Origin of the sequence: Selenomonas sp. FOBRC9 (assembly GCF_000287655.1) — a bacterium.
In the GTDB taxonomy this organism is placed as follows: Bacteria; Bacillota; Negativicutes; order Selenomonadales; family Selenomonadaceae; genus Centipeda; species Centipeda artemidis.
Genome location: NZ_ALJR01000003.1, coordinates 104,518 through 127,045, shown reverse-complemented (window position 1 = coordinate 127,045; position 22,528 = coordinate 104,518). Strand labels below are relative to the sequence as shown.

Genomic DNA, 22,528 nt, shown 5'->3' with positions numbered 1-22,528 from the left:
ATGCTTTCCTACTATGCGGTAAAACTCCTCAGCCGTCTCATCTGTCTGCTGCCCCATACCGCGGCGATGCTGCTCGGCGAGGCGCTCGCAAAAATCGCATGGATCTTCGTCCCTGCAAAACGCAAGCGGCTCGCGCGCGAACAGATCATGCGCTGCCTGCATACGGACGCGGCGGAGGCGGATCGCATCGCGCGTGCGAGCAGCCTGCGATTTGGCACGATGCTCATGGAAGTGCTGCGTTTCCCGGTGATGAAGGAGCACATGTCGGACTATGTGACGATCGTCGGCGCGGTGGACGAGCTGAACGCCGTCATGGCGGAGGGCAAGGGCGCGATCTTTGCAACCTCACACAGCGGGAACTGGGAGCTCATGGGCGGTGCGTTCGCCTGCGCCGGCTATCCGCTCGTCGGCGTTGCGAAGAAGCAGTCCTCGGCGGGTATGGATCGCTTCATCAATGAGTACCGCACACTCGTCGGGATGCACATTACCTACAGCAGCAGTGTGCGTGAGATGTTCCGTATGCTTGCGGAGGGCTGGATCATCGGGCTCATCAGCGATCAGGATCCGAGCCTGCGTGACGGCATCATCATCAATTTTTTCGGACAGGAGACGAACGCGTTCACGGGCGCAGCGTCCATCGGACGGTTCCGGAGCGTTCCGATCTTCCCCGTGTTCATGCATCGGGAACCGAACGGTCGGCATGTGCTCCTCGTCGAGCCCGCGATCCGCGCGCCCAAGACCGAGGATAAGGAAGCGGATATCCGCCAAACGACGCAGTACATCAACGATCGTATCGAGGCATGGGTGCGGAAATACCCGGAGGAATGGTTTTGGCTGCACGATCGATGGAAATCTATTCGTGAGCGCAGCACTTGACAAGAATGAAATCAATGTTATAATAAGCGCGAATAATATAGAATATGCAGAGGGCGGCGTGCTTTTCCGAGACATGCCGCCCGTACTGTACGGGTTGGGTATCCGCAAGGATTTAATAGAGAAGCCGGGGCATTTCCGGCGCGGTCACGCCACCGTATTGGGGAGCAAATTTGCAGAAAAGCGCGATGTTTTTGCCGAAAGGAGAAAATGCGCGACTTTCGATTGAACCACTGAAGCTGTTGCTTTGGGAAGGTGCAAAGGCGCTGTGAACCTGAGCCGGGAGAACTGCCCTACCGACAGTCACCGTTTGACCCACGAGCGATGGGGAGGGGATTTGCAGCGCCGGCAGAGCATTGACCGCATTCGTGCCGCAGGTCGGCGCGTAGAATCCACCAAAGGGTGGATTTTTTTATTGTTCGGAGCATTATAACAAGGAGTTATCGGCGTTATGCATATCGCCTTTTATACGAATGTATCGCGAGATTATTATATGGCGGGGCGGCTTGCGCTGCCGGAGGGCATCTCCTGTGCGGCGTACTATGTGCAGGGGGAGGACGACTGGTCGCCCGCGCATATGCGTGTCTCGGCGGCGGCGGACGCCGTGCTCTTCCTATGGATGGGAACGGGGCTTGACCGCCCCTTCCTCCGGCATGCCTCCGCCTATCTCCTGCGCGCGCAAAAATGCCATGCGTTCCTTGTCGAAAACAGCGGAGCGGAGCGTATTTCGCATGGGATGACGGACGACGATCTCATGGAACTGCGCCGCTATTTCCGGTTCGACGGAGAGGAGAATGTGCGCGGCGCGATGCTCTATCTCGCGGCTCGGTTCGGCGGCTATGAGGGAGATGTGCCCGCGCCGCAGGAACAGCCATGGCACGGCGTATGGCATCCCGATTATGACGGGGACTGTGCGGACATCGCGGCGTACTGCGCGGCGCATGTCGACCCCGCACGTCCGACGGCGGGCATCGTATTCTACCGCTCCGAGTGGATCATGGGCGATTTCACCTATCACACGGCGCTCGTGCGCGCTTTTGAAGCGGCGGGGCTGAACGTCATCCCTGTATTTACGAATACGCTTGCGAACGCAGAGCTCGGTTCGCCGCCGTTTGCGGAGACGCTGCACCGTTACTTTTACCGTGACGGGGAGCCGGCGGTCGACGTGGTCGTGAGCTGTTTGAAATTTTCCCTGCACGCGGCGGGGACGCCGATCGAAGAACTCGTACGGCTCGGTGTGCCGTGGCTGCAGGCGTATACGATACTCGCCGAGCGCGTGGAGTGGGAGGACTCCCTCATCGGGATGAACGCGATGGAGGTCTCCATCAGCGTGAGCCTGCCGGAGTTCGACGGCGCTATCCACGCCGTGCCGATCGCGGCGAAACAGCGCATGGAGGACGGGCTGTCCGTCTATGTCGCGCTCCCCGAGCGCATGGAGCTCCTCGCGCGGCGGGCGCATCGCTATGCCGTATTGCGGCGCAAAGAGAATGCCGAGAAGAAGATAGCGGTCATTTTCCACAACTACCCGCCGACGAACGCGAGCATCGGCAGCGCGGCGGGACTGGACTCGCCCGAGAGCGTCGTGCGTCTCCTACGCGCGATGAAGGAGGCGGGCTATCGTGTCGAGAACATCCCCGAGACGGCGCAGGCGCTCATGGACGAGATCACGGCGCAGGCGACGAACGACCGCCGCTATCTGACCGACGCGCAGATTCAAAATGCCTGCGGGCGTCTCCCGTCGGCGGATTACCGCGATTACTTTGAAACGCTCTCCGCACGCGTTCGGGAGCGCATGTGCGTCGACTGGGGCGAACCGCCGGGCGATGTGCTCGTCGCGGACGATGCCTTTATCCTGCCCGGCATCGAAAAGGGAAATATCCTCATCACGATACAGCCGCCGCGCGGATTCGGCGAAGATCCGGGGAAACTCCTCCACTCGCCCGACGCCGCGCCGACGCATCACTATCTTGCGTTCTATCACTGGCTGCGCACGGTACGCCGTGTGGACGCCGTTGTACACGTCGGGACGCACGGCTCGCTTGAATGGCTCCCGGGCAAGAACGCGGGACTCTCGCCCTCGTGCTACCCCGACATCTCCATCGGCGACCTGCCCGACATCTATCCCTACTGGATGACGATTGTCGGCGAGGGCATTCAGGCGAAACGGCGCGGCGCGGCGTGTCTCATCAGTCACCTCTCGCCGCCGATGAGCCTTGCGGGGGCGTGCGACGATATTGCGGAGCTCGAGCGGGCGCTCGACGAGTACGGGCATTTTGCCCGCACGCAGCCCGAATCGGCGGATGCCGCCGCAGAGCTTGTGCGCGAAGCGGCGCGCGCGGCGCATCTCGAGGACGAGGTGCCCGAGGAAGAGGACTTCGAATCGTATGCGCTGCGTCTGCACAACTACATCACCGACCTCAAGAATCTCCAGATTCGTACGGGGCTTCATGTGCTCGGACGGATGCCGCCCGAGGACGACCTTGTCGATTATGTGAAATCCCTCGTTCGCATGGACAACGGCGACATTCCCGCACTGACGCGCGTGCTCGCCGAAGGGCAGGGATATGACTACGACGCTCTGCTCGATGTGGGCGGGACACTGCTTCCCGACGGGACAACCTACGGGATGGCGCTTGACCGCCTTGAGCAGTTGGGAACACGGCTCGTCGCCGCATTGATGGCGCAGGATTTCGCGCCGGATGCCGTGGATGCGGTTATGGAAACGCTGAGAGAGGAGGAATGCAATGCGGAGATGCGGGCGCAGCTTCCGCGCGTCCTCTCCTATATCTGCACGGATATCGTGCAGAATTTGCGGCGCACGGACGAGGAGATCACGCATACGGTAACGGCGCTCTCGGGCGCATATATCGAGCCTGCGCCGGGCGGCGCGCCGTCGAGCGGCGGGGCAGATTTGCTCCCGACGGGGCGCAACTTCTTCGGCATCGACCCGCGCACACTCCCCTCGCCCGCGGCGTGGGAGCTGGGAAAGCAGCTCGGTGACGCCGTGATTGAGGACTATATTCGTGAGGAGGGGCATTATCCCGAGGCGGTCGGCATCGTTCTCTGGGCGGGCTCAAACATGCGCAGTCACGGACAATGCATCGCCGAGTTCCTCTACCTCATGGGCATACGCCCCGTATGGCAGCAGCCGAGCGGACGCGTGCGCGCCATCGAGGTCATCCCGCTCGCAGAGCTCGGGCGTCCGCGCATCGACGTTACGGGGCGCATCAGCGGACTGTTCCGCGATACCATGCCCGACGGCGCGCGCTGGCTCGACGAGGCGGCACGCATGGCGGGCGCGCTCGACGAATCCCGTGAGGAGAACTATATCCGCAAACATATGGAGGAGGACACCGCGGAGCTGATCGCCGCGGGCGAAAATGAAGCGACCGCATGGGAAAAGGCGTCCTACCGTATCTTTGGCGACCCGCCCGGCGCATACGGCGCGGGCATCGGCGCACTGCTCGAATCCAAGGAGTGGGAAACGCTTGACGATCTCGCCGCCGTCTATACGCGCTTTTCAGGACACGCCTACAGCGGCGGCGTCTGCGGCAATTACGAGCCGGAGATCTTTCGGCGGCGCATGGCGGGGCTTGCGGTCACAATCAAGAACGAGGACAACCGCGAGACGCATATGTTCAGCTCGGACGATTTCAACGCGTACCACGGCGGTATGATCGCGACCGTGCGCGCTCTCACGGGCAAAGCGCCGCGCTCCTACAGCGGCGACAGCTCCGACCGGCTGCGTACCTGCGTCCGCACGGTGCAGGCGGAGGCAAAGCGCATCTTCCGCGCCGAGGCGATGAATCCGAAATTCATCAACGGCATGAAAAAACACGGCTACAAGGGCGCCTCCGACCTCGCCTCCTATCTCGCGCACAGCTACCAATGGGATGCGACGAGCGCGGTCATGGAGGACTGGATGTACGAGAAATATGCCGAAAAATATGCGCTCGACGAGGACATGCGGGAATGGATGAACGAGGTGAACCCGTGGGCGCTGCACCGCATCGCGGAGACACTGCTCGAAGCGGCGCACCGCGGACTGTGGCAGGCGCAGGAGGAGACCCTCGCGCAGCTGCGGGAACTCTATCTGTCGATGGAAGGAGAGCTGGAGGAACGTGCGGACGGATAAACGACTAGGCGGCATTTTACTGCTCGTCCTATTTTTACTGACCATCATCGGCGCCGGATGCGGGAGCGATCAGGCGGCAAAGCCCGCGGAGAAGCATTTTGTCACCGACGCGCAGGGGACGAAGGTCGAGGTGCCGGCAAAGGCGCAGCGCATCATGACCTACTCCATGTCGATGGACGAGATCGTGCTCGGACTCGTCGAGCCGGAGCGCATGATCTCCGTCGACGAGCTGCACACCGATCCCATGCGCTCGAACGTAGCGGCGCTTGCGCAGCGCGTGCCGAACGCGATCCCGCGGATGCCCTCGGTGGAAAAGGCGGCGTCTATGAAGCCCGATCTCATCTTTACGGTTCCCTTCATGCCCGCCGAGCAGGTCGACGCCCTCCGCGCGCTCGGCATTCCCGTCGTCGCGTGCCGGCAGGTGCGCAACCTCGACGACGTGATCTACAACATCCGTCTTGCGGCGGATGCCGCGGGCGAGCCGGAGCGCGGGGCAAAACTCGTCGAAATGATGATGGCGGAGCTCGCGGCGCTCAAGGCACGCGTGGACGCCGTACCCGAGGAGGAGCGCGGCAAGAGCGTCGCCTTTATCTCCATCATGGCGGGCTACGGCGGCGCAGGGTGCAGCTTTGACGTCATGTGCGACTACGCGGGCGCGGTCAACGCGAAGGCGGCGGCGGGGAATAAGAGCGGGACGGTCATGACGAAGGAACAGCTCGTCGCGGCGAATCCCGACTACATCTTCCTCCCGTCCTATCGGATTCCAAGCTCGAACGAGGAGACCTACGGACGCGAGTACATGAGCGACCCGTCGCTCACGCAGATGACGGCGGTGCGCGAGGGGCATATCAAGCATCCGTGGGGTCATTATCTTTACAACGGCTCGCAGAACATCGTGTTCGGCGCGCAGGAGACGGCGGCGATGCTCTACGGCGACGCGTTTACACAGCCGACGAACCGGCATTTGACCGCCGTGGAGGGTGAATGATGAAAAAAATACGACTCTCGATTGCCGTCCTGCTCCTCTTCATGCTCGCGCTCGCGGGCTGCGGCAGGGACACGGCGCAGAATGTGCCGCAGGGCGGCTACGACGTCACCGATATACAGGGGCATGTCACGCATTTTGCAGAAAAACCGAAGCATATCGTGACGCTCTCCCTCAGCACCGACATCACCATGCTCGGACTGGTCGAGCCCGAGCGCATGGCGGCGATCAACGCACTCGCGGATGATCCCGTCAGCTCGAACATTGCGGGGATCGCGCAGAATATCCCCGAGAAAATCGGAATGCCGACGAGCGAGCAGCTCATGGCGCTGCATCCCGATCTCGTCGTCGCGCCCGACTGGGGAGACATCACGATCGTCGACAGCCTGCGCGATCTCGGTATCCCCGTCGTCGTCTGCAAGGGCGTGCGCAGCATCGACGAGATACGAGAGACCGTCACGCTCCTCGCCGTGGCGGCGGGAGAGGCGGCGCGCGGGGAAGACCTCGTGCGGCAAATGGATGAAAAACTCGCGGCGCTGAAGGAAGAGACAAGCAAGATCCCGACAGCGGAGCGCAAGACCGTTGTCCTCATCTCGCTCATGAGCTCGTACGGCGGCATCGGATCGACCTTTGACGACGCGTGCGGTTATGCGGGCGTGAAGAACGGCATGGCGGAGCTGGGGATACACACGGGGCAGGTCATGACGAAGGAACAGCTCGTCGCCATCGACCCCGACATTCTTTTCCTGCCGACCTACAACGCGCACGGCACGTATGATGTCGCCGCGTTCCGTGAGAAATACCTCGGTGATCCCGCGCTCGCAACACTGAAGGCAATCAAGACAGGCGCACTGCGCGAACCGCGCGAGGGCTACATCTACAACGGTTCGCAGGACATCGTATTCGGCGCGCAGGAAATTGCGTACATGGCGTACGGCGACGCGTTCGCGCAGCCCGACGGGCTGCACCTCACGGCGGTCAAGCGCTAGACAGTCGGATCATGCGCGTCCGTTCCTGTATGAGGAGGACGCAATGATATATATCCCGCTTTCAAACATATAGGAGGAACTGAAATGAACGCATGGAACACAAAGAATGCACATCGAAAACTCTCGGCTGCTGTTGCGGTTGCACTGCTGACGGGGGGGCATTGTACTAACGATGTGTATGCAAATGAGGTGCAAGATCGTGATACATATACACTGCCGGATGTCGTTGTGACGGCGGAGCGCGTGCCCACTCAGATTTCTCAGACGGCGGCGAACGTCGCGGTTGTGACCGCCGAGGAGATCGCGGAGAATCACTACCGCGACGTTGCGGAGGCAATCTCACATGTCAACGGCGTGGTTGTTTCGAACAATATGATGCAGGATGCCGTACGACTCAACGGCGACGAGCGCGTCCTCGTACTTGTGGATGGACGGCGCATCAATACCTCACAGGGCATGGCAATGAATCGCGCGACGGCATCGCTCAAGGAAGCCCCGCCCATGTCCATGATCGAGCGTATCGAGATCGTGAAGGGCGGTGGATCGGCACTCTACGGCAGTGATGCGGCGGGCGGCGTGATCAACATCATCACGAAGCGCGGTAAGGAGAATCGTACGACAATCGATGTGGCTGCGGGGGCGTGGAGCACGCAGGAGTATCGCGTCATGCACGAGGGCAGTGCGGGTTCTTGGAGTTGGACGGTCGGCGGCGGTCTCGAACGGCGCGGCTATATGCGGTTCAAATATGACGGAGAGACACGGCGGATGCCCACGAGCGACTACCGCAACAATAATTTGAATCTGCGTGTCGATAAAAAATTCGGCGCGGGGAATTCTCTGACGCTGTCCTTCGACCACCGGGGACTCACGGGGAACAGCTATTATTATGATAATTATGCAAAGAGCTTTGTCCCGTCCTATCATGCGACGCGGCTTTATAACGACTGGAGCGCCGCGTACAATTTTAAGGAAAATACCGAGACACCGGGCGTCCTGCGCGTTTTCAACAACCATAAATCGATGGAGTTCGGCGGAGCGTTCCAATCGAAAATGACGGGCATCGAGTATCAGAACGGCTGGCGGCTCGGTGCGCATCATCGCCTTGTCGCAGGTGTCGATTGGCATCACAGCAAATCGGCGAATGCGCAGAGCGGCTATGCGGGGCGCACATTGACGAATACGGCGGCGTATGTGCAGGATACGGCGGAGTTTGGAAAATGGTCGATCATCCCCGGCGTGCGCATGGATCGACACAGTACCTTCGGCACACATTATTCGCCCAAAATTGCCGTAAACTATGCGGCGAGCGATAAGACACAGGCATATGCGTCTTGGGGGCGGGTATTCAACGCTCCGAATGCGGACGATCTGTATTACCATGTCGAAGGTTTCGGTTGGGGACTGTATGGGGATCCCAATTTGAGACCGGAGAGCGGCTATACGGCGACCGTCGGTGTACGCCATGCGTTCGACGGGACGAAATCGATTGAGGTCAGCGCGTTCCGGAGCAAGATTCACGATGCGATAAATTGGAAAAGCAGGGGAGCGAATACCTATGCGGAAAATATCGAGCTGGAGAAGAAACGCGGCATCGAGCTGAACTATCGGCAGGAGCTGAGCAAGAAGTGGAGCTATGATCTCGGCTATTCCTATATTCGCAGAGAGCGTGACAGCTCCAATGGCAAAGGGCTTGTTTGGGAGAACAGGGATGCACAGCCGAACGGCTACCGTGCGGGGATTCGCTACAGCGCGGACGCGTGGACGGTCAATCTGCACGCGACGAGAGCTGCGGGGCTTGACAGCGAACAGTTCGGGCGGAAGAGCTATACGGTCGTCGACCTGAACGCGGATTATGCGATCGACACGCACACGAACGCCTATGTGAAGCTGCTCAACCTGACGAACGCCCAGTATTCGGTACTGACGGGCAAAAACTATCCCGGGCAGGGACGTTTCTTCGAAGCGGGACTGACCTATGAATTCTAACAACGACTGAGGTTTTTGATGAAACAGGAGTATATCTATCCATTTGCGGCTATCGTCGGGCAGGACGAGATGAAACTTGCGCTCATCCTGAACGTCATCGACCCGACGCTCGGCGGTGTGCTGCTGCGCGGGGAGAAGGGGACGGCGAAGTCGACGGCGGTGCGCGCGCTCGCGGCGCTCTTGCCGCCGCTGCGCACCGTGCGCGGGTGTCGCTACCGGTGCGCGCCGACGGGCGGAACGCTCTGCGCCGACTGCGCGGAGAAAGTTGCGGCAGGGGAACGGCTCGCCGAAGAGATGCGCCCCATGCGCGTCGTGGAGCTGCCCGTGAACGCGACGGAGGATCGCGTCGCTGGAACTCTCGACATCGAGGCGGCGATCCTCGAGGGGAAGAAGAAATTTGAACCGGGCATTCTCGCCGCGGCGAATCGGAACATTCTCTATGTGGACGAGGTAAATCTGCTCGAGGATCACATCGTCGACATCCTCCTCGACGCGGCGGCGATGGGCGTCAATACCGTGGAGCGCGAGGGCATCTCCTACGCGCATCCTGCGCGGTTTGTGCTCGTCGGGACGATGAACCCCGAGGAGGGCGAGCTGCGCCCGCAGCTGCTCGACCGATTCGCGCTGTCCGTGGAGATTCACGGCGAGCGCGACGCCGCGCAGCGCGCCGAGGTTGTGCGCCGCCGCCTTGCCTATGAGCGCGGCCCCGCGGTGTTCGCGGAGGAATATGCAGAGGCGCAGTCGGCGCTTGCCGCGCGCATCGCCCTCGCGCAGGAGCGGCTTGCATCGCTCGTTCCGGGTGATGAGAGCATCGATAAGGCGGCGCACATCTCACTCGAACTCGGCGTTGACGGACACCGCAGCGACATTGTGCTTATCAAGACGGCGCTCGCCCATGCCGCTTACGAAGGACGCGACGCCATCGCGGCGGACGACCTGCGCGCGGCGGCGCATCTCGCTCTTGCCCACCGCGTGCGCCGCCGTCCCTTTGAGGAGACGGTCGTCGACTGGGCGCGCGTGGAGGAGATTCTCGCATGAGGATACTTTTGCGCGCTCTGCCGTGCGGTATGTCGCGGCTCGATACGCTATGAAAAATACTGTTTATCCCCTGTCCGCGATTGTCGGACAGACGGCGGCAAAGCGTGCGCTCCTGATCGCCCTCGTCAATCCGCGCGCGGGAGGACTTCTCCTCTCGGGCGCGCAGGGAACGGCAAAGACCCTCCTTGCGCGTGCGGCGGGCGCGCTCCCGCAGGTGGGGAAACTCACGCAGCTCCCGCTCGGCGCAACCGACGATATGGTATTCGGCGGTGCGGACATCGAGCGCCTGCTCGCGGACGGCGTGCGCACAGCACAGCCGGGCATTCTCCGACGTGCGGCGGGCGGTCTGCTCCTCCTCGACGAGGCAAATCTCCTGCCGCGTCCCTTTCTTCACGCGGCGCTTGCCGCGGCGGCGGAGGACTCCTCCGTCATTCTCGTCGGGACGATGAATCCCGCTGAGGGCACACTGCCCGCCGCCGTGCTCGACGGATTCGGCATGTTCGTCTCGCTCTCGGGGGCGGACGATGCGGCGGAGCGGCGCGCTATTGTCCGCCGTGCCTGTTCCTACAGTCGTGCGCCCGAGTCATTTGCCGCATCGTATCGTGCGGCGGAGGAAGAACTTGGCGCGTCTATTGCGGCGGCGCGGGAGCGTCTTGCGGATGTTGCGGTGTCCTCCGCGATGCGCACCCTCGCGGCGGAGTTCGTCGTGCGGGCGCGCTGTGCGGGCAACCGCGCGGAGCTGTTTCTCACGGAGACGGCATGCGCGATCGCCGCTCTCGCGGGACGCGCCTATCTCCTGCCCTCCGATATGGAGGAGGCGGCGTTCTACGTCCTGCCGCACCGCATGAGCGCGCCGCCCGAGATGCCCGCGCCCCCGCAGACGTCGGAAGGCGACGATGGGGACGGAGACGCGCAGGATGCGGACGATACGAGCCGGGAGGAGCAGGGGCAGGAAGCACCGCAGGGTGAGCATCCCGATGCGGGAGATGCGGCGGGGGACGATTCCTACGCAGACGAATCTCCGACCGAGGAACGCGCGGAGGAAAGCACGGACGACGACGGCGGCGATGCCGACGATGCACAGCCGCCGCAGAGTCCCGTCGGGGGCGGATCGGATGCGGTCTTTGACGCCCTTGCGCGGATGACAATGCCGATCCTCGACTTTGCACGCGATCGACGTACAGTGGGCGTGGGCAGTGGGAAACGCCTCACGGCGGCGAGCACGGTGGGCGGGCGTATGGTGCGCGACGCCGCCGCGCGCGCGCGGGAGCATGATATTGCCCTTGCCGCGACACTGCGCGCCGCCGCGCCCTATCAGCGCCTGCGCCGCAGTGCGGCGGACGGGCGGCGCATCGTCATCGCGCGGAGCGATCTGAGGCGTGCGGTGCGCGAGCGAAAACGCGGTGCGAATATCCTCTTTGTCGTGGATGCGAGCGGGTCGATGGCGGCGCGCGCGCGGATGCGCGCGGTGAAGGGGGCGATGCTCGCCCTCCTGCGAGAGGCGTATGTGCGCCGTGACCGCGTGGGTCTCGTCGCGTTTCGCCGCGATCGTGCCGAGACACTGCTGCCGCTGACGCGCAGCGTGGAGCTGGCACAGCGGTTGCTGCGGGAACTGCCGACGGGAGGGCGCACGCCGCTAGCGGCAGGTCTGTCCGAAGCACTCCTGCATCTCGCGGGGGCGGCGCGGCGCGGGGAACTCGCGGAGACGCTGCTGGTGTTCCTCACGGACGGGCGGGCGACTGCCGCACCGGAGGGAGAAGACCCCGCGCAGGCGGCGCTCACGGCGGCGGAGACCATCGGGAATACGGGCGTCCGCGCTCTCGTTCTCGATACCGAGCAGGACCTTGTGCGCCTGCACCTCGCGGCGCAGATTGCGGCGCGGATGCACGCGCCGTGTTATACGATCGAAGAGCTGTCGGCGGAGCGGATCTTACGTATTGTAAAAGGCGTGACACGGGATAAGGCGTGACGCGGGATTTTCGCGCCTAGCGTCGTCATTTTTGGCAAACGCTTCGTCGACGTAGGTTATGCCTTACGGCAATCGATACCGAATACATTATTGTTCTTGAAAGGAGGTCTTTTATGAACGCTGTTCTTGAGGCGCGCGATTTGTCCGTCGGCTATGCACGGCATCATACGATTCTGCACCATATGAATTTCACCGTCGGGCGCGGCGAACTCGTCGGCATCATCGGTTCGAACGGCGCGGGCAAAAGTACCCTCCTCAAGACGATGCGCGGGCTGCTCGCGCCCCTTGCGGGCGAGGCGCTCCTCTACGGGCGCCCCGTCGATAGGTACGGGGAGAAGGACTGCGCGCGCCTCGTCTCCTACCTCCAACAGCAGGTTGCCATCTCCTTCGGCTACACGGCGCACGACATCGTGATGGCGGGGCGCTATCCCTATCTGAAATTCTACGAGCAGGAGGGGCCGGAGGACGAGGAAATCGTCCGCGCCGCGATGGAGTACACGGGCGTCTGGGACATCCGTGACAAGGCGGTGCAGGAGGTCTCGGGCGGTCAGCGTCAGCGCGTCCTGCTCGCAAAGATCCTTGCACAGCAAGCGCCGCTCCTCCTGCTCGACGAACCGGCGACGGGGCTTGATTTCATCTATCAGGAAGAGATTTTTCGCCTGTGCAGTGAACTCTGCGCCGCCGGGCGCACCGCGATGCTCGTCGTGCATGAGCTGTCCCTCGCCGCACGGTTCTGCTCGCGGCTTCTGCTCATCGGGGCGGACGGCATCGTGGCGGACGGCGCGCCGGAGGCGGTCATGCGCGAGGAGACCCTCTCCCTCGCGTACGGCACGCCCGTGCGCGTCGCGGAGAACGCGCGGACGGGGCATATCGAGGTGTTTACGGAGTCGGAGCGGCGCACGCTCTCACCGCTGCTTGCGGTATCCGAGGACAAAGGAGCGACGGCATGAAGAAAATCGCGTTTTACGGCAAGGGCGGCATCGGAAAATCGACGACCGCGTCGAACGTCTCGGCGGCGTTTGCGGAGATGGGGCGGCACGTCTGTCAGATCGGATGCGACCCGAAGAACGATTCCACGCGCCTGCTGCTCGGTCGCATCTGCAAAGAGACAGTGCTCGATATCGAACGCGAGAAAAAGGGCACGGCGCAGCTCTCGGACATCGTTCACACGGGCTGGCACGACATCAAATGCATCGAGGCGGGCGGTCCCGACCCCGGCGTCGGCTGTGCGGGGCGCGGCATCATCGTCGCGCTGGAGCGGCTGAAGGCACTGCATGCCATCGAGGACGAGGACATCGTGCTCTATGACGTCCTTGGCGACGTGGTCTGCGGCGGGTTCGCCGTACCGATTCGCGAGGGATATGCGACGGAGATCTACATTGTCTCCTCAGGCGAGCTGATGAGTCTCTATGCGGCGAACAACATCGCAAAGGGCGTCGCGCGCTTCGCCGCGCGCGGCAGCGTCCGGCTCGGCGGCATCATCGGCAACAGCCGCAACGTCGCGCGCGAGGAGGAACTGCTCACGGCATTTGCCGCGCGTCTCAATACGCGTCTCATCGCGTTCGTACCGCGCGCGCAGATCGTCCACGCGGCGGAGATTCGGCGCAAGACGGTCATCGAGCACGCGCCCGAGGATGCGCAGGCGGAGGTCTACCGCACGCTCGCGCGCGCGATTGAGACGAACGACCGGCTCTCCGTCCCGCAGTCGATGGAGTTTGAGGAGCTGGAGGCATTGGTGGAGTCCTATGGCAACTGAGGCAAAGCGGCTCATCTTTCGCCGGACGAACTGCAGCTGCGCGATGCCGGGCGTTTGGCGCGCGCTTGCCTATGTGCGCGGCGCGGCGGTCGTGTTCCACAGCCCGCGCGCGTGCGCCCATATCGCGCGTACATTAGAGACCGGGGCGCATTACCGCAGCATGGCGCGCGCTGCGGCGGAGGAGCGCGGGGCGGTGCCGCTCTTTGTGAGCGGGATTGCGGAGGACGAGGCGGTGTTCGGCGGCGAGGAGCTGCTGCGCCGCTGTCTCGACCACGTTGTCATGAACGCTCATCCGGAGGCGATCTTCATCGTCTCGTCGTGCGTGGCGGGCGTCATCGGCGACGACGCGGAGCGCATTGCGGAGGAGGCGGCGGAGGAATACGGGATTCCCGTCATCGCGCTGAAATCGCACGGGTTTCTCGACGGCGAATACTTCGGCGGCTATTTGGAGACGATGCGTCTGCTTGCCGAGAACTTTATGGAGCCGTCGGCGGAAAAAAAGCAGGGGCGCGCCGTCCTTCTCGGCGACTGCGGCGGCGCGTCGGGCGAATACGTCCGCGAGGTGCGGCGTCTGCTCGCGGCACTCGGCGTGCGGGATGTCCTTCAGTTCCCCTCCTATCTCTCGCTCGCCGAGCTCAAAGCCGTCCCCGCCGCGGAGTTCTCCGTTTTGCTCGGCAGGGAGGGGGACGCGGCGCACGAACGGGAGGTGCGGGACTTTGCCCGTCTCCTCACGGAGCGGTTCGGCATCGTCTGCGCAGGGGACATCTACCCCGTCGGCATGGGAGAGACGCTGCGCTGGATCGCGCGCATCGGTGCGCTCACGGGACGCGAGGAGGCGGCGGAGGAGCTGATTGCGCAGGAGCGCACGGCGTTTGACGCGGTGCTTGCCGCGGGACGGGACGCACTCGCGGGAAAACGCGTCGTGCTCGCCGTCGGGCGTGCCGTGCGGTATTTTAAGCCGGAACCGCTCTGCCGTCTGCTCGAGGAACTGGGCGTTGTGCTCACGGGCGTGGTGATTCTCGACGCCTATCTGCCGGACGACCGCGCGGAGATGGAGCGGCGCGTGCGGGAGGCGAGTTCCGCGCCCGTGATTGCGGAGCGCGACGCGGAGCCCTTTTACGCGGCGGCGGACTTCGTGCTGACGACGCATGAGCTCGCGAATCCGCGTCTGCGGCAAATCTTCCTCCCGATGCTGCCCGTGGCGGGGCGGCGCGGGGAGGAACTGCTCATCGACTGTATGCGGCGCTGTGCGGCGCGGCGGCGGGAAGGGGGCGTGCTCTATGCCTGAGGACGCGTTTCAAAGCGTTTGCCGGCACTCGGATTCCTGCGCGCTCGCGGGCGCTGCGGGATTTTTCGCAGGGATTCAGGACGCGCTCATCGCCGTCAACGGCCCTATGTGGTGCTATTTTTACGCGATGCGGACGCTCGAACAGGAGTGCCCGATGATTGCGCAGCGCATGATTTCAACGCAGCTCGACAATGACGCCATCGTGTTCGGCGCGGAGGAGTACATCCGCGAGACGCTTGCGCCGCATCTCGACCCGCCGCCCGCCTTGCTCGCGGTGGAAAACAGCTGCGCGGCGGGGCTCATCGGCGACGATGTGCGGAGCATCGCGCGCGGCATGGGCTTTCCCCGCGTCGCCGCCTTTGACAGCGGCGGGCTCGGCGGCATGTTCGCCGCGGGCTACCGAAAAGCCGCCCGCGCCTGTATGGAGGAGATCGCCCCCCGGAGGGCGGCGCGGACGCCCGGACGCGTCAACCTCCTCGGGCTGACGCCCGCCTATCTGCGCGCGGGGAATGATCTGTGCGAGCTGATGCGGCTTCTCGAACTGTCGGGCTATACGATCGGCGCGCCGGTGGGCGGCGGATGTACGGCGGCGGAGCTCGAGACGCTCGGCACGGCGGAGCTGAACATCGTCGTTCACGCCGAACTCGGCGCGGAGCTTGCGGCATATTTGGAGCAAACGACCGATGTGCCGTACATTGCGCCGCTTCCGCCGTACGGCGTCGAGGGAACGCGCCGCTGGCTCACGGAGATCAACGATGCACTGCGCGCGCCGCGTATCGACGCCGCGCTTACCGAGGCGGAGCGGGTACAGCGGCAGATCTTCTTCCGCATCAACGCGGCAAAGAGCATGTGGGGCGATCTCTGGTACGAGCGCGCCGTCATCGCGGCGCCGCCGTCTGCGGCACTGGGCATCGCTCACGCACTGCGCGGCGAATGGGCGGACATGGGGCGTCTGACCGTGCTGATGGAGGACTTTGGCGGCCTGGCGGAGCGATACGCCGCGGATATTGCGGACGAGACCGCCGCGCCCGAGAGCGCCCCGGGGCGCGCGGCGATTGCGGCGCTCCGTGAGGGAATCTTCCTTGGGAGCGGCAGCGAGACTGCGGGGGTGCCGCCCGAGGATGCGGTCGCGCGCTTTCATATTGCTCAGCCCGCACCCGACGCGGTGCTTTTGACCGATGCGCCGCTCATGGGACTGCGCGGCGCGGCATACGCGCAGGAATATCTTTGGAACGATCATATCCGGCGGGCGATCCGCCGTGCGGAAAAGGGGGGAGACCATGCCTAGAAAATTTTCACTGCGCGCGCTTGCGCCCGTCATGGGAGTGCTGCTTATTCTCGTGTCGTTGTTCTCGCTCTCGTGGGGACAGTTTGATATTTCCTTCGTGCAGGTGCTCGCCTCGCTCGCACACGCGGCGGGGCTGCCCATGCTCACGGACGTTGCGGTCACGCCCGAGCAGGAGGCGGTGCTCTGGCATATCCGCTTTCCCCGTACCTTCGTCGGGCTGATGGTCGGCGCGAGCCTCGGCGCGTCGGGGACGGTCATGCAGGGCATTTTCAGCAACCCGCTCGCCGACCCCGGCATCATCGGCGTGTCGAGCGGCGCGGCGGTCGGCGCGGTCATCGCGATCTCGCTCGGGCTATCGGAGGAGAGCATGTTCTTCCTGCCGATGTTCGCGTTCCTCGGCTCGCTCGCGGCAGTCTCCCTCACCGTCATGCTGTCCATGCGGCACGGCAAGATTCCCGTGATGATGCTGCTCCTCGCGGGCGTCGTCGTCGGCATGCTGCTCGGCGCGATTACGGCGGGCATCTTGACCGTCATCAGCGAGCAGAAAATGCAGCAATATCTCTTTTGGACGATTGGCAGCCTCGACTATCGCCGCTGGGAGCACGTTCTGCTCGGCGTGGGACCCATCTGCATCGGGCTTGCCGTCATGCTCTTCATGGCGCGCCACCTCAACATCCTCGTCCTCGGCGACGTCGAGGCGCGCGCCGTCGGGATGCCCGTCACGCGCTATCGTCTCATTCTGCTTGCCGTCGCGTCCATGACAACGGCGACGGGCGTCTGCATCAGCGGCAACATCGGATTTGTCGGACTCATCGTGCCGCATATGATGCGCATGATCGTCGGTCCCGACCACAGGCGTCTGCTCCCCGCGAGCATCCTTGCGGGCGGGATGCTGCTTGTGTTCTGCGATACGCTCGGGCGCATCGTCCTCGACCCCATTGAGATTCGCGTCGGTATCATGACCGCACTGCTCGGCACGCCGTATTTCCTCTATCTCCTGCGGAAAAATCGGCGGATGCTCTCGTGACGGAGCGGCGCGGATGAAAAACTGCAAGCTGCTCGTGCTCGCGCTGACAGGGGACTGCAATTTCGCCTGCCGCTACTGCTACGCGGCGGAGATGCGGCGCGAGACGATGGATTTTGAGACGGCACGGCGCGCAATCTCTCTCGCCGCGGCGGGCGGCACGCCCTTCGTCCTCCAGTTCAGCGGCGGAGAGCCGATGCTCGCGTTTCCCCTGATCGAAGAAATCGTACGCTATGTCGAGGCGGAGCGCATCCCCGCGCGGATGCAGGTGCAGACGAACGGCTCGCTCCTCACCGAAGAGCGGGTGCGCTTCCTGCACCGGCACCGCGTCGGCATCGGCGTCAGCATCGACGGGCGCGCGGCGGTGCATGACCGCCTGAGAAGGCTCCCAAACGGCGCGGGTTCCTTTGCCGCCGTCATGCGCGGCATGGAGGTACTGCGCGCCCTGCGGATTCCCGTCGGCGTGACCGCGGTCGTCTCGCGCGAGAATGTCCGCGACCTCCCGGGGCTCGCCGAGCTCGCATACTACCTCGGCAACGTGCGGCGCATCGGGCTCGACCTCCTGCGCGGGCAGGGGCGCGGCAGAGGGCTCGTCCCCGCAGGGGAGGCGGAGACCGCGGCGGCGGTCACGGCGCTCTGCCGCCGCCTCGACGAACTCGCCGCGCTCACGGGCATCCGCATCGCCCTCACGCAGACGGAACGCTGCGGCGCGCTCGCGTGCGGGCGCATGGAGGCGTTCGAGCACTGCTTTGTCCTGCGCGGCGAAGCGGCGTTCGTGCAGGCGGACGGCGGCATCTATGCATGTTCGTCGTTCTTCGGGGACGCGCGCTTCTTCCTCGGCAATGTCATGCAGGGCATCTCCGAGGAACGCGAGCGCGCGGTCGCCGCGCTCGTGCATGACGGCATGGCGCGCTGCCGCTCCTGCGATACACTCGCCGCGTGCGGCGGCGGATGTTTCGCGCGGATGCACACCGCGGGCACGGATAGTGCCGAGTGCGGCATGAAGCGCGCCGTCATCGCCCATGCGGCGGACGGCGTACAAGGAAGTATCTCTCATGCAAAGAACCGCATGTAAAGATAGATGAACTAATTTTTATAGGGAAAGGAAATGTTTTTATGAAGAAAAGCCTCTTACAGACGTTGTTCGTCACGGCAATTCTCTCCGGTATGAATGGAGTTGTGTCCGCAGGGGGGGGACAAGATACCTCGAAACTCGATGAGTATACGCTCGACGATGTGGTTGTCACCGCACAGCGCGTCGAAACCAAGGATTTGGACACGCCCGCGACGACGACGGTGATCACCGCGCAGCAGCTGAAGGACAGCGGCGCGCAGACGGCGTTTGACGCACTTGAGCGCATCCCGGGGCTGAATGTATATTCCTACGGCCCCGCGGGTGATGGTCCGATCGACCTTTCCCGTGTGAATATCCGCGGACTGGATAAGGGAACTCTAGTGCTGATTGACGGCAGTCCCGCCAACCTCATGAACTACAATCAGATGATGAACGCGATCCCTGTCGAGTCCATCGAAAAGATTGAGGTCGTTAAGGGAGCATCCTCCGTTCTCTATGGTGCGGAGGCGATGGCGGGCGTCATCAACATCATCACGAAGAAGCCGACGGACACGGAGCTGCACGGCAGCATCACGGGGACGGTCGGAAGTCATGAGAAGAACTACGGCGTCGCGGTCTCGGGACAGAATTTCAGCGCGCAGTTCAAGCGCGAATATCATAAGGGCGTTTCACAGTACAACAGAATTTTCCCTTATGACAAGAAGCCGCGCTATATTTCAACCAAATGGCGTGATAATGCGACAAAAAATACTGCCTTTCTCAATGTGCGCTTGAATGACAAGCTGACGGCGAATTATACATACAATGACAGCGCGCCGGCGCAGCATGAGTATAAGCAGAACACCAATACGAGAGTATGGGAGCACAAGCACTACCACTATGCCTATGAAACACATCGGTTCAGTCTCATGTATGACGATAAGGATACGGGGCTGAAATCGAGCCTTGCATATCTCAAGCATACGACACGCCCACTCAATGTGGACAGCACTACTGATACGGATGCGACGAGCTGGAACTTTGACACGCAGAAGAAATGGGATCTGCGCGGCGGGCTTGATACCCTCGTCGCGGGACTTGATTTCCATCGGGAAGGACATGTCAAGCGGCATTCCGATAATCACGGAAGCCTTCATCGGGATCAATACGCCGTCTTTGCCGCCTATACGCGCCAAATGAACGAGCGATTCTCAGCAACGCTTGGGATTCGCGAGCATTTCGTCAAGGGGAACGGATACGACAGGGGACAGAGCATCTTCCTACCGCAGGTGCAGACGCTCTATCGCATGAGCCCGCGCTCTTCGTGGTATGTGAATATGGGCAGATCGTTCGAGACTCCTGCAGTCAATTCTCCCTACTACAGCACAAAGGTATCCACACGCTATCGCCTCAATCCGCAGGATGGATGGACGTACGAAACGGGCATCAAGTTCGGCGATGCGAAAGAATCGCTGAAAGTGGCGCTCTTCCATATGGACATCAACAATAAGTTCAAATGGGTGAAAGAGAATACGGTGATTTCGGGCGGCGATCCCGGCACATGGGTACAGACCAATCTCGACAAGTTCAAGAACACGGGACTTGAGCTTGAGTACAGCAAACGACTCAGCGACCGGTGGAGCATTCGTACCGGCGGATATTATGCAAATCCGCAGGCAAAGAGCAATACCGGTGCTTGGAAACAGGTGGAAGCACGGCTGCAATTCTTTGCGGGCGCACAATATAATCTCAAAAAATTGCGTGTCAATACGGAGTGGTATATCACGGCAAAGAGACAGCCGTCGGCATATCTCCTGACCGGTGTTTACGGAGCAAGCAGCGGGAAGTCGGATCATGCGCTTCCGAATCGTGTGGAGGGGAATATCTCAATGGAGTATGCATTCTCGTCCGCGCAGTCAGTTTCTTTCGGCGTTTACAACCTGCTTGACCGAGAGAATCCGATCAATGAAAACGAACACTGGTCGCTCCCGCGGAACTATCGTCTGTCCTACACCTATCGCTTCTAAGATAATCATATGCATCGTACAGCGTCTAACCGCACGGAGCAGCGTGCCGTTAGACGCTCGCATAATATGTTGCCCAGAACAATTGAAAAATTAAGGAGGAACAGTTTTGAAGAAACAACTGCTGGAGGCGGCTGTCATCACTGCGATTCTCTCCGGTATAAATGGAGTTGTGTCCGCAGGAGGAGAACAAGATGCCTCGAAACTCGATGAGTATACGCTTGACGATGTGGTTGTCACCGCACAGCGCGTTGAGACCAAAGATTTGGACACGCCCGCGACGACGACTGTAATTACAGAGCAGCAGCTGAAAGACAGCGGCGCGGTTACGGCATACGAAGCGCTGGAGCGTGTGCCGGGACTGAATTCAAACGCCTATGGACACGGCGGTGAACAGTACGGCGGCATGTTCTCGCGGCTAAGCGTTCGAGGACTTGACCGAGGAACCCTCTTGCTCATTGACGGGACTCCGGCGAATCTGCTGAACTATAATTCGATGCTGAACTCGATTCCCGTGGACGCCATCGAGAAAATCGAAATCGTGAAGGGAGCCGGCTCGGTTCTCTATGGCGCGGAGGCGATGGGCGGCGTGATCAATATCATCACGAAGAAGCCGGAGGGGAAGAACGTGCAGGGGCGCGTTACGGGGGCGATCGGCAGCTATGATAAAAACTACGGCGTCATGGTCGGGAATGAGCATGTGACGTTCTCTTATCGGCGGGATTACAGAAAGCCGGTTCACCAAACGAGCCGCATCTTTTTCAAAACACCGACGACAACTACGACGCGCAAGAGCCGCGAAGCAGGGACAAAGGACAGTGCGTTTCTCAGTTTGCGCATCAACGATAAACTCACCGCCACCTACGCCTATAACGATACCGATTCCACAACGAACGAGTACGATTACCAACCCGCTCTGCGCGACTGGTCAAAGCTCAAAGCGTCACGGCGGTACCACTATAGACAACAGCGTGTCGGCGTGACTTATGATGATGCCGATCGGCAGTGGCACAGCAAGTTTGCGTGGATACGGCAGGAAGTCCGTCCCATGAGCAAGGATGCCGGCTCCGATACCAACTCTAATGCGTATCATTTTGAGCTGCAAAAGGCATGGGATTTTCGCGAAGGAAAGGACAGCCTCGTCGGCGGACTTGAATTTCATCGTGAAAACTATCTAAATAACGTAAAAACGGAAGCGCATTTGGAACGCGATTCCTACGCCGCGTTCCTCTCCTACACACGCCGGTTCAGCGATCGCTTCTCCGCAACACTTGGCGTGCGCGAGCATATCGTCAAGAAAAATACCTATGAGCGGCGTCAGAACGTATTTCTGCCGCAGATTCAGACGGTTTACAAAATCACGCCGAAAGCATCATGGTATGTCAACATTGGAAAATCATTCGAGATGCCGGCGGTCAATTCATGGTTTACGAAGCGGAACGTATTCAAGCTGTACCCGATGAAACCGCAGGTCGGCTGGAACTACGAGACGGGTGTCAAGTTTGGCGACAATAAAGAATCGCTCAGGATCGCGGTATTCCGCATGGCGGTCAAAAATCAATTTGTATGGGCAGTGGAGGAAGACCCCGTTACACATGAAAAATTTGACATACAGACGAACGGGGACGAGTTCCGCAACGTCGGCGTCGAGTTGGAGTATCACAAGCAGATTACGCCAAACCTGCAGGCGCGCATCGGCGGATACTATGCAAATCCGCGTGCAAGAGAGAAGGGGGAATGGAGACAGTCGGATGCGCACCAACAGTATTTTGCAGGACTCCTGTACCGCAAAGATAAGCTGCGCATCAGTATGGACTGGTATGTTACGGCAGGGCGGCAGTGGGCATATTATACACTGACCGGGAAAACCGCATCAGGAAAACCGGATCACAAAATCCCCAACCGCATCGAGGGACAGCTCACGATGAGCTATGAAGTAACGCCCGATCAGACGCTCTCGTTCGGCGTCTATAACATACTCAATCGAGAGAATCCGATCATTCAGCACGAATACTGGTCGCTTCCGCGGAACTATCGCCTGTCGTACACATATCGGTTCTAAAATTAAACATATCGCCGTCATACCCGCATGGATGCGGCAGCACCGTGTCCATGCGGG

The 22,528-nt window shown here is 61.7% G+C and carries 15 protein-coding genes and 1 riboswitch; all 15 genes read left to right on the top strand.

Annotated features, from left to right (window positions below; translation table 11 throughout):
• The 15 genes from HMPREF1147_RS01095 to HMPREF1147_RS01020 all read left to right on the top strand — a co-directional run bounded on the left by HMPREF1147_RS01095 (nt 1) and on the right by HMPREF1147_RS01020 (nt 22,471).
• Nucleotides 1–876 (top strand): lysophospholipid acyltransferase family protein, encoded by an 876-nt coding sequence (locus HMPREF1147_RS01095; RefSeq protein WP_009657262.1) that lies wholly within the window; start codon nt 1–3, stop codon nt 874–876.
• 79 nt (nt 877–955) lie between these two features.
• Nucleotides 956–1,184, top strand: a riboswitch (cobalamin riboswitch).
• 140 nt (nt 1,185–1,324) lie between these two features.
• The gene (cobN, locus tag HMPREF1147_RS01085; RefSeq protein ID WP_009657426.1) at nt 1,325–5,008 is read left to right on the top strand and encodes a cobaltochelatase subunit CobN; all 3,684 of its coding nucleotides are present in this window, start codon (nt 1,325–1,327) and stop codon (nt 5,006–5,008) included.
• Nucleotides 4,995–5,996, top strand: a complete 1,002-nt coding sequence (locus HMPREF1147_RS01080) for an ABC transporter substrate-binding protein (protein ID WP_009657290.1) — start codon at nt 4,995–4,997, stop codon at nt 5,994–5,996. The genes cobN and HMPREF1147_RS01080 overlap by 14 nt, the downstream gene beginning before the upstream one ends.
• On the top strand, nt 5,993–6,982 hold the full coding sequence (locus HMPREF1147_RS01075; protein ID WP_009657397.1) for an ABC transporter substrate-binding protein: 990 nt from the start codon (nt 5,993–5,995) through the stop codon (nt 6,980–6,982). Before HMPREF1147_RS01080 ends, HMPREF1147_RS01075 begins: the two co-directional genes overlap by 4 nt.
• An 84-nt stretch (nt 6,983–7,066) precedes the next feature.
• On the top strand, nt 7,067–8,968 hold the full coding sequence (locus HMPREF1147_RS01070) for a TonB-dependent siderophore receptor (protein ID WP_009657321.1): 1,902 nt from the start codon (nt 7,067–7,069) through the stop codon (nt 8,966–8,968).
• Between the two features lie 18 nt (nt 8,969–8,986).
• Entirely contained in the window at nt 8,987–10,006 is a 1,020-nt protein-coding gene (locus tag HMPREF1147_RS01065; RefSeq protein ID WP_009657400.1) for an ATP-binding protein, read from the top strand.
• A 49-nt stretch (nt 10,007–10,055) separates the two neighbouring features.
• Complete coding sequence (locus HMPREF1147_RS01060) at nt 10,056–11,975, top strand: VWA domain-containing protein (protein WP_009657299.1); 1,920 nt, start codon at nt 10,056–10,058, stop codon at nt 11,973–11,975.
• A gap of 113 nt (nt 11,976–12,088) precedes the next feature.
• Complete coding sequence (locus tag HMPREF1147_RS01055) at nt 12,089–12,925, top strand: ABC transporter ATP-binding protein (RefSeq protein ID WP_009657423.1); 837 nt, start codon at nt 12,089–12,091, stop codon at nt 12,923–12,925.
• Nucleotides 12,922–13,731 (top strand): AAA family ATPase, encoded by an 810-nt coding sequence (locus tag HMPREF1147_RS01050; RefSeq protein WP_009657308.1) that lies wholly within the window; start codon nt 12,922–12,924, stop codon nt 13,729–13,731. The genes HMPREF1147_RS01055 and HMPREF1147_RS01050 overlap by 4 nt, the downstream gene beginning before the upstream one ends.
• Complete coding sequence (locus HMPREF1147_RS01045) at nt 13,721–15,019, top strand: nitrogenase component 1 (protein WP_009657418.1); 1,299 nt, start codon at nt 13,721–13,723, stop codon at nt 15,017–15,019. Before HMPREF1147_RS01050 ends, HMPREF1147_RS01045 begins: the two co-directional genes overlap by 11 nt.
• Complete coding sequence (locus HMPREF1147_RS01040) at nt 15,012–16,307, top strand: nitrogenase component 1 (protein WP_009657338.1); 1,296 nt, start codon at nt 15,012–15,014, stop codon at nt 16,305–16,307. Before HMPREF1147_RS01045 ends, HMPREF1147_RS01040 begins: the two co-directional genes overlap by 8 nt.
• Complete coding sequence (locus HMPREF1147_RS01035; RefSeq protein ID WP_009657359.1) at nt 16,300–17,334, top strand: iron ABC transporter permease; 1,035 nt, start codon at nt 16,300–16,302, stop codon at nt 17,332–17,334. The genes HMPREF1147_RS01040 and HMPREF1147_RS01035 overlap by 8 nt, the downstream gene beginning before the upstream one ends.
• 13 nt (nt 17,335–17,347) lie before the next feature.
• On the top strand, nt 17,348–18,406 hold the full coding sequence (locus HMPREF1147_RS01030; RefSeq protein ID WP_009657322.1) for a radical SAM protein: 1,059 nt from the start codon (nt 17,348–17,350) through the stop codon (nt 18,404–18,406).
• A gap of 41 nt (nt 18,407–18,447) precedes the next feature.
• Nucleotides 18,448–20,412 (top strand): TonB-dependent siderophore receptor, encoded by a 1,965-nt coding sequence (locus HMPREF1147_RS01025; protein WP_009657270.1) that lies wholly within the window; start codon nt 18,448–18,450, stop codon nt 20,410–20,412.
• Nucleotides 20,413–20,518: 106 nt separating this feature from the next.
• A complete protein-coding gene (locus tag HMPREF1147_RS01020) occupies nt 20,519–22,471 on the top strand; it encodes a TonB-dependent siderophore receptor (RefSeq protein ID WP_009657410.1) in 1,953 nt (650 codons plus the stop codon).
• Nucleotides 22,472–22,528 lie beyond the last annotated feature (57 nt).